This window comes from Kitasatospora sp. MBT63, from assembly GCF_000710465.2.
Taxonomy (GTDB): Bacteria; Actinomycetota; Actinomycetes; order Streptomycetales; family Streptomycetaceae; genus Kitasatospora.
This window is the reverse complement of the sequence record NZ_JAIZ01000232.1, coordinates 1-5,458: the sequence shown is the minus strand read 5'-3', so window position 1 is coordinate 5,458 and position 5,458 is coordinate 1. Positions and strand designations below refer to the sequence as shown.

Sequence of the window (5,458 nt, the reverse complement as noted above, 5' to 3'; positions counted from 1 at the left end):
CCGCCGCGTCCCGGCGCCGGGCCGCTCAGGCGCCGCTGCCGGAGTCGGTGGACCGGATGCCGGCGACGATCTGTTCCAGCACCGCGGGCTTCGGCGCCAGCGGGTCGTCGTCCACGCCGCCGTGCAGGAGGACGAAACCGCCGCCCTCGGCCGGCGCCGCGATCAGCAGCACGTAGCCCTGCGCGCCCTGCTCGGGGGTGACGTACCAGCGCACCGCGTAGCTGTTCACCCCGGCGACCACGATCGGGCCGGAGGCGAGCTCGCGGTGGCCCAGCAGCTTGCCGAAGATCGCGGGGGCGTAGTTCGCCATCGCGGTCTCCGCGGCCGACTGGGCACCGGTGCCCTCCACCGCCTCGGCCTCGATCGAGAACTGGCCGCGCACGCACTGGCTGGACAGCCCGCAGTCGTAGGGTCCGCTGGTCGCGTGCATCGAGGCGGTCGCGGTGGCGTCCCTCGTGGTCCAGCCGTACGGCACGGTGATCCGCAGCGCGTGCACGGTGTCGGTGACGGTGGTGGAGGACCCGGTGCTCGGGGACGGGCTCGGGCGCTCGCTCGGGCTGCGCGACGGGGACGGCGACCTGGTGGCCGGACCGGAGGTCGACGAGGTGGGGGTCGGCGGCGGCGGGCCCGGGCCGTCGCCCTGGGTGAACGCGTACCCGATGGCGGCGGCGGCCACGAGCACCACGACGACCGCGATGCTGATGCCGATCACCAGGCCGTTACGGTTGGGGTTCGGCGGCGGGCCCGGGTAGCCGTACCCGCCGCCGAGCGGGCCCTGCGGCGGGTAGCCGTACGCGGCCTGGCCGGACGGGACGCCCTGGCCGTCCGCGGGCGGGGTGAAGGACGGGCTCCCCCAGGCCTGGGTCGGCGCGTCGGCGAGCTGCCCGGCCGTGGGCGCTCCGGCCTGGCGGACGTCGGCGGCCCAGGCGTTGCCGTCCCACCAGCGCTCCTGCGACGTCCCCGGGACGGGGTACCAGCCGGGAGGGATCGAATTGGTCACCTCGTAACGCTACCGGCCCCGGACGGGCCCGCGGCAGGGGAGGCCCGGTCACGACTTGGCACCTCCGGGACGCCGTCATGGCGGGTCCGGGGAGGCTCCGACGGGCCGTCAGCACATCGTTCACGGAGGAGCCTTCCGGCGGCAGCCGACGACCGCACCGAGACGGGCGGACCGGCGCGCGGGGCAGCGCGCCCCCGCCGTCCGGGCGGTCCGGGCCTGACAGGATGGAACCATGCGCATCGCGGTGACAGGCTCCACGGGACTGATCGGTTCGGCACTGGTCCGCTCGCTGCTGGCGGACGGCCACCGGGTCGTGCGGCTGGTACGGCGCAGGAGCCGGACCGGGCCGCAGCCGGACGGCACCGTCGGGGTGGGCTGGAACCCGCACCTGATGCAGGTGGACCCGGCCGGCCTCGAGGGCGTCGAGGCCGTGGTGCACCTGGCCGGGGCCGGCGTCGGCGACCGGCGCTGGAGCGAGTCGTACAAGCGGGAGATCCGGGACAGCCGGGTGCTGGGCACCGAGACCATCGCCGGGGCCCTGGCCGCGCTGAAGGAACCGCCGAGGGTGCTGGTGAGCGGCTCGGCCGTCGGCTACTACGGGCAGACCGGCGACCGGGTGATCGACGAGCGCGACCCGGCCGGCGGGGACTTCCTGGCCTCCGTCTGCGTGGACTGGGAGGCCGCGGCCCGCCCCGCCGAAGCCGCCGGCATCCGGGTGGTGCACCCCCGTACCGGTCTGGTGCTGGCGGGCGGGGGCGGCGCCGGGGCCCGGCTGCTGCCGCTGTTCAAGCTCGGGCTGGGCGGACGGCTCGGCTCCGGCGACCAGTACTGGAGCGTCATCTCGCTGGACGACGAGGTCGCGGCCCTGCGCTTCCTGATCGACACCCCCGAGCTGAGCGGCCCGGTCAACCTGACCGGGCCCGAGCCGGTCACCAACCGGCGGCTGACCGAGGCGATCGGCCGGGTCCTCGGCCGGCCGACCGCGTTCACGGTGCCGCGGTTCGCGCTGGACGCGGTGCTCGGCGAGATGGCGGTGGAGGTCGCGGGCAGCCACCGGGTGGTGCCGCGGCGGCTGCTGGAGGCCGGGTTCGAGTTCCGGCACCGGGACCCGGAGTCGGTGGTGTGCGCCGCGCTGTAGCGCCACGAGGTGGCGCGGTGCGGTGGCGCCTCGGGGTGGCACCTCGGGGTGGCGCCGCGAGGTGCGGGGTGAGGGGCGGGTGGGGTCGGCGGTGCGCCGGGCGAAGGGCGGCAGGCGAGGCGCTGTTGGTGGTGCCGGTGCCGCCGTGCCGGTTCGCGGATCGGACATCGGGGGGCGCACGGAGGCATACCGGAGGCGCGCCGCGCGCCCGTGGTGACCGTGCGCGCCCGCGGGCGCGCAAACCGTCCCCGGATCGCGCACACTCCGTGACCGTGCCCCCGTCAGGTGCCGCCACGCCCCTCCCGTGCCTCCTCATTTCACCTGATCCTTCTGTCTGATCAGGACATTGACGGGGCATCACGAGAACGGACCGGTTCCCGGCACGTCGCTGCCCGCTCGGCCGGAGTTCACCGGTCCGGACGCCCGGCCGCGGAGGCCACCGTCAGGGAGGAACACATCCGTGCCCGCATACGACTTCACCCGCCGCATCCGTCAGCCGTCGGACCCCGACGTCATCGTGGTCGGCGCCGGGCTCGCCGGCCTGGCGGCCGCCCGCGCGCTGACCGCCCGCGGCATCACCGTCCAGGTCCTGGAGGCCGCCGAGCAGCTCGGCGGGCGGATGGCCGCCCGCGAACTGGACGGCTTCCGGCTGGACCACGGCGGCCTGCTGCTCAACACCGACTTCCCGGAGCTGGCCCGCCGCTTCGACCTGGAACGGCTCGCGCTGCGCCCGCTCGCCCCCGGCCTGCTGGTGCACAGCGGCGGCCGCCGCCACCGGATCGGCGGCCCGCAGCAGACCACCGCCCGGCAGGCCGCCTCCCGCGGCCCGCTCGGCAGCCCGCTGGACAAGGCCCGGCTCGCCGCCACCCTCGCCCGGCTGGCCGCGACGCCGGCCGCCCGGCTGCTGGCGCGTCCCGAGACCACCGCCGCCCGCGCCCTGGCCGACCGCGGTCTGTCGCCCCGGACCGTGGACGGCTTCCTGCGCCCGCTGCTCGGCGTCCTGCTCGCCGACCCCGCACTCACCACCAGCAGCCGGGTCGCCGATCTGGTGCTGCGCAGCTACGCCAAGGGGCGGCTGTGCCTGCCCGCCGCCGGGGCGAGCGCGGTACCGGCGCAGCTGGCCGAGCACCTGCCGGCCGGCACGGTCCGGCTGGGGGTCAAGGTCACCGCTGTCGCCGCGGACGGCGTGCAGACCGCGGCCCACGGGCGGATCGCCACCCGCGCGGTGGTGGTGGCCACCGACGCGCGGTCGGCGGCCGCACTGCTCCCCGGTCTGCGGCTGCCCGGTTTCCACCCGGTCACCACGTACTACCACGTGGCGGACCGCTCGCCGATGGACGAGGCGCTGCTGCTGCTCGACGCCGACCGCGGTACCGGCCGCGGCGGGGTCTCGCACTCCCTGGTCCTCAGCGAGCTGGACCGCTCGTACGCCCCCGGCGGGCGGGCGCTGATCGCCACCACCGTGCTCGGGCGGCAGAGCTTCGACCCGGGCGGGCCCGCCGGGGAGGAGCCGGCCGTCCGGCGCAGGCTGGCGGAGCTGTACGGCACCGGGACGGGCGACTGGGAGTTCCTGAGCGTGCGGCACCTGCCGGACGCGGTGCCGGCCATGCCGCCGCCGCACAACGTCCGCCGCCCGGTGCGGCTGCTGGCCGGCCTGTACACCTGCGGCGACCACCGCGACACCAGCACCGTCCAGGGCGCGCTGGTCTCCGGCCGGCGGGCCGCCCAGGCAGTACTCAGCGACCTGGGGGTGCCGACGGCGGAGCGGGTGGCGGACGTGGCGGCGTAGCGGCCGTCGCGGCCGTCACGGCGGGGGGACGCGCGGGCCGGGCCGGGATCCGGGCGGGCCGGCCCGACCGTCGCCGGCCGGTGGGACGTTCTCGTACCGGGGTGCCGGGACGTCCCGCCGGACCGGCCGGGCGGGGCATGCCCGGTGTCCCCGGCGCCGCGTGCCAGTATGCCGATATGAGTAGTAGTCGGACATTTCGCACCGGCGGCGGCGAGCCGTGAGCGCGGCCGACATCCAGATCCAGGCCCTGATCCTGGTCCCGGCCTGTGCCGTCGCCGCGCCCCTCCTCGCCGACCGGCTGCGCCGACGGCTGGCGGTGCCGACCGTGGTGTTCGAGATCGTCCTGGGGATCCTGATCGGCCCCGACGTGCTGGGCTGGGCGAGCGTGGGCGACTTCCTCGGTGCGCTCTCCGACTTCGGCCTGGCGATGCTGATGTTCCTGGCCGGGTACGAGATCGACTTCGCCCGGCTGCGCGGCGGCCCGCTGCGCCGGGCCGGCGCCGCCTGGCTGCTCTCGCTCACCGTGGCGCTGGTCTTCGGCGCCCTGCTCAACAGCGATCCGCTGAACGGCGCCTTCACCGGGCTGGTGTTCACCACCACGGCGCTGGGGACCATCCTGCCGGTCCTGCGCGACTCCGGGGCGCTGCCGACGCCGTTCGGCTCGATGACGATGGCCACCGGTGCGGTCGGCGAGTTCGGACCGATCATCGGCGTCGCGGTCCTGCTCAGCGGGAACAGCCCGACCCGGTCCGCCGTGATCCTGGGCGCGTTCGCGATCGTCGCCGTCACCGCCGTCGGCCTCGCCCGCCGGCCGAGGCCGGCCTGGGTCGGCCGGGTGATGCGGCGCACCCTGCGCACCTCCGGGCAGTTCGCCGTGCGCACGCTGATCCTGGTGCTCGGCACCATGGTCGCGGCCGCGGTCCGGCTCGACCTCGACATGCTGCTCGGTGCCTTCACGGCCGGGATCGTCTCCCGGCTGCTGATGGCGGGCGCCGCCGAGGCCGAGCGGGAGGCGGTGGACGCCAAACTGGAGGCGATCGGCTTCGGGTTCCTGGTCCCGGTGTTCTTCGTGGTCAGCGGAATGACCTTCGACCTGGAGTCACTGCTCCACCGGCCGGGCACCCTGCTGCTGGTCCCGGTCTTCCTGCTGTGCTTCGTGGTGGTGCGCGGGCTGCCGGCCGCCCTGCTCGCCCCCGATCTGCCGCACCGCGACCGGGCCGCGCTCGGGCTGTACGCCGCCACGGCCCTCCCCCTGGTCGTGGTGATCACCACCATCGAGGTGGACGACGGCCACCTGCAGTCCTCCACCGCCGCCGCGCTGGTCGGCGCGGGACTGCTCTCCGTGCTGCTGCTGCCGCTGCTCGCCCAGCGGGTGCTCGGCCGGTCGGCCCCGCCCGAGCCACCGGCCGACGGCCCCCGGGGGCAGGCCGAGAGCTGGTGACCCCGGGGCGGGCGCAGCCACCGCGGGAGCGGCGCCCCCGGCCACGGCGTCCGGGGCGGACCGGGGCGGGGCGGCTGCGCCGGCCGGTCG

At 76.4% G+C, this 5,458-nt stretch carries 4 protein-coding genes; 3 read left to right on the top strand and 1 reads right to left on the bottom strand.

Annotation, left to right across the window (positions count from 1 at the left end):
- Positions 1 to 25 precede the first annotated feature (25 nt).
- A complete protein-coding gene (locus tag AA75_RS15260) occupies positions 26 to 1,000 on the bottom strand; it encodes a DUF2510 domain-containing protein (protein ID WP_033820555.1) in 975 nt (324 codons plus the stop codon).
- Between the two features lie 232 nt (positions 1,001 to 1,232).
- Here AA75_RS15260 and AA75_RS15255 point away from each other — a divergent pair, with 232 nt between their 5' ends.
- The 3 genes from AA75_RS15255 (at position 1,233) to AA75_RS15245 (ending at position 5,368) form a co-directional block, all read left to right on the top strand.
- Positions 1,233 to 2,138, top strand: a complete 906-nt coding sequence (locus AA75_RS15255) for a TIGR01777 family oxidoreductase (protein WP_033820554.1) — start codon at positions 1,233 to 1,235, stop codon at positions 2,136 to 2,138.
- Positions 2,139 to 2,598: 460 nt separating this feature from the next.
- Positions 2,599 to 3,927: an FAD-dependent oxidoreductase gene (locus AA75_RS15250; RefSeq protein WP_082526529.1), complete on the top strand. Its 1,329-nt coding sequence runs from the start codon at positions 2,599 to 2,601 to the stop codon at positions 3,925 to 3,927.
- Positions 3,928 to 4,144: 217 nt separating this feature from the next.
- A complete protein-coding gene (locus AA75_RS15245; protein WP_051812456.1) occupies positions 4,145 to 5,368 on the top strand; it encodes a cation:proton antiporter in 1,224 nt (407 codons plus the stop codon).
- The last annotated feature ends 90 nt before the right edge of the window (positions 5,369 to 5,458 follow it).

Bases quoted from the DNA above. Each gene is read 5' to 3' on its own strand.
- AA75_RS15255 (WP_033820554.1), top strand. From the start codon at position 1,233: ATGCGCATCGCGGTGACAGGCTCCACGGGACTGATCGGTTCGGCACTG.